The sequence below is a fragment of the Streptomyces sp. NPDC057654 genome, from assembly GCF_042800135.1.
Classification (GTDB): Bacteria; Actinomycetota; Actinomycetes; order Streptomycetales; family Streptomycetaceae; genus Streptomyces.
This window is the reverse complement of record NZ_JBHVHQ010001080.1, coordinates 1-2,534: the sequence shown is the minus strand read 5'-3', so window position 1 is coordinate 2,534 and position 2,534 is coordinate 1. Positions and strand designations below refer to the sequence as shown.

Genomic DNA, 2,534 nt, shown 5'->3' with positions numbered 1-2,534 from the left:
CCCCGGTGCCGGCCGGACTGGTACCCGCCCCTTCGGCGGCAGCCGACCCGGCGTCAGTCGACGCGGTATCCGTCCCCCCGGCGTCAGCCGAACCGGCGTCAGCCGACCCGGCACCAGCCGACCCGCTGGCAATCAAGCCGGCGCCAGCCGGCATTGGCGACCCGCCGTTCCGATCGGCCTTGGACCGACCGAACGCATTCCGCAGCAGACTCCGAATGCCCATATGGAGCAGTCCTTCACGTGTCTCGGGTGCGATTTATGTCCGTAGTGCGGGGAAAAGTCCCCGAGGAGGACGGATACGTAAGGCTAGCCGCCACCCGGCGTGTTGCGCCTTCAGACCCTCCCGAGCCGCGCCGCCGCCGCTCGCAAGGAGCGGCCTCTGAAGGGCGTACCGGACCACGGATCGGACTCCAGGCGCTCGCCCACCGTCCGCAACGTCCAGCGGTCGGGGCGCAGTTCGGGATCGTCCAGTTCGGCGGCGGCGATGGGGACGGCGACGGGGGCGCCGGGACGGGCCCGTACTGCATACGGGGACACGGCGGTCTGCGCGTAACCGTTGCGCTGGGTGTCCAGGTACAGACGGTCGCCCCGGTCCGCCTTGCGGGCCGCCGTCGTCAGCCGGTCCGGGTGCCGGCGCTCCAGTTCCTCGGCGACGTCGCGTGCGAAGGCCCGTACGGAATCGAAGTCCGACTGCCGGTCGAGCGGCGCGAGGACATGGAGGCCGCGGGACCCCGTCGTCATCAGACGGGTCGGGAGCCGTACGGTGTCCAGCAGTTCGCATACGCGCCGCGCTGCCCAGCGCACGGCCTCGAAGTCGCCTTCGCCGGGCGGGTCGAGGTCGAAGACGAGTACGTCCGGGTGGTCGGGCCGGTCCGCGCGGGAGAGCCAGCGGTGCGGGGTGACGCACGCCTGGTCGGCGAGGTATAGGAGCGTCGCCCGGTTGTCGCATACGACGTGTGTGACCTTGCCGCCTTCCTTGGGCAGGACGGCCCGGCGCACCCAGTCGGGGAAGTAGTCCGGCGCGTTCTTCTGCATCAGGGGCTTGCCGCCGATGCCGTCGGGGTGCCGTTCCATCATGATCGGCCGCCCGCGCAGCTGCGGCAGCATCAGCGGGGCGACCGCCCGGTAGTGCTCGGCGAGGTCGGCCTTGGTGATGCCGCCGTCACTGCCGTCGCCATCGCTGCCGTCGCTGTCGTTGCCGACATCGCCGCCATCACTGCCGTCATTGGGGAAGAGCACCTTCTCCGGCCGCTGGATCTCGACGTTCCGTTTCGTGCCCACGGTGGCTACGGGTTTCCCGGCCGTCCCGATGACAAACATGACAAACCCGCCCCCCGGAGCCGGGGTACGGAAAGGGCGTCCGCGCACGTTGCATGCCGCAACGGGAAAAATCTCTCCATCGGACCAGGCAACCTCACCGCGCCGCATTCCGTATGTAAGGGGAAGGGCACCGTACAGGCGAAGCGGCGGAGGCCCGGAGTACCGGAGGTTCGGCAAGAGTGAGGGAAGCGGTCCGGGAGCGGGAGTTCCGGGAGTTCGCCGAGGCGCGGCAGGCGCATCTCAGGCGCAGTGCCTACCTGCTGTGCGGGGACTGGCACCAGGCCCAGGACCTGACCCAGACCGTGTTGATGAAGCTCTACGCGGCGTGGGGCCGCGTCCGCAAGGACGGCAACGTGGACGCGTACGCGCGTACCATCCTGGCCCGTACCTTCATCGACCAGCAGCGCAAAGGATGCTGGCGGGAGGAGCCGGTGGGCGAACCGCCAGACCTGACCTCCGCCGCGCCGGACGCACCGGAGTTGCGACTGATGATGCAGGAGGCCCTGATGGAACTGTCGCCCCGCTATCGCGCCGTGCTGGTCCTGCGATTCTGGGAGGACTGGACGGTGGAGCAGACCGCGCAGGCACTGCGGATATCGCCGGGGACGGTCAAGAGCCAGAGTTCCCGCGGGCTGACCCGGCTCCGTACCATCGTCGAGAGCCTGAGCGGCGGATCGGCCGGGAGGCCCGGTAGGTGAGGCGAGATATGGACGAGCACGACGACGAGGCTCTGCACGCCGCCTTCCGCGATGTCCTCGACGCGCGCCCGGAACCTTCGCTGCCCAGCGTGACCGACGCGGCCATCAGGGGCGGACGGCGACTGCGCCGACGCCGGGCGGCGCTCACGGCGGCCGGGGTGGTGGTCGTCGTGGCCGCGGTGACCATGGCCGTGGGCGCGGTCCGGTCGGGCGGCGCCGAACGCGATCCGCTGCCCGTGGCCCCGGCCGGCGCGCCGACTCCGACTCCGACGCCGCGCGTATCCATCGAAACGCACACGCCGGCTCCGCCCGGCCAGTGGCCGTCCAGGTCGATGGAGACCTATGGGACGCCGTCGGGCACCGTCACGCGCTCGCCGATGGCCCCCCGGGAGGGGCATCAGCCGGCGACGGAACGCATGTACACCCCGTAGTCCCCCCGTAATCCCCCCGTAATCCCCCCCCCGGTAATTCCCCCGTGAATCAGCCCCCACGCAGAATCGCCGGGCGGTCCGGTGG

3 protein-coding genes are annotated in these 2,534 nt (G+C 70.7%); 2 read left to right on the top strand and 1 reads right to left on the bottom strand.

The window, feature by feature from the left end; genetic code table 11:
* Nucleotides 1–333 precede the first annotated feature (333 nt).
* Complete coding sequence (ligD, locus tag ACFU99_RS40645; protein WP_384402912.1) at nucleotides 334–1,281, bottom strand: non-homologous end-joining DNA ligase; 948 nt, start codon at nucleotides 1,279–1,281, stop codon at nucleotides 334–336.
* A 218-nt stretch (nucleotides 1,282–1,499) separates the two neighbouring features.
* Here ligD and ACFU99_RS40640 point away from each other — a divergent pair, with 218 nt between their 5' ends.
* Together ACFU99_RS40640 and ACFU99_RS40635 are read left to right on the top strand one after the other, a co-directional pair.
* Nucleotides 1,500–2,018, top strand: a complete 519-nt coding sequence (locus ACFU99_RS40640; RefSeq protein ID WP_384402909.1) for a SigE family RNA polymerase sigma factor — start codon at nucleotides 1,500–1,502, stop codon at nucleotides 2,016–2,018.
* Nucleotides 2,019–2,026: 8 nt separating this feature from the next.
* Entirely contained in the window at nucleotides 2,027–2,449 is a 423-nt protein-coding gene (locus tag ACFU99_RS40635; protein ID WP_384402906.1) for a hypothetical protein, read from the top strand.
* The last annotated feature ends 85 nt before the right edge of the window (nucleotides 2,450–2,534 follow it).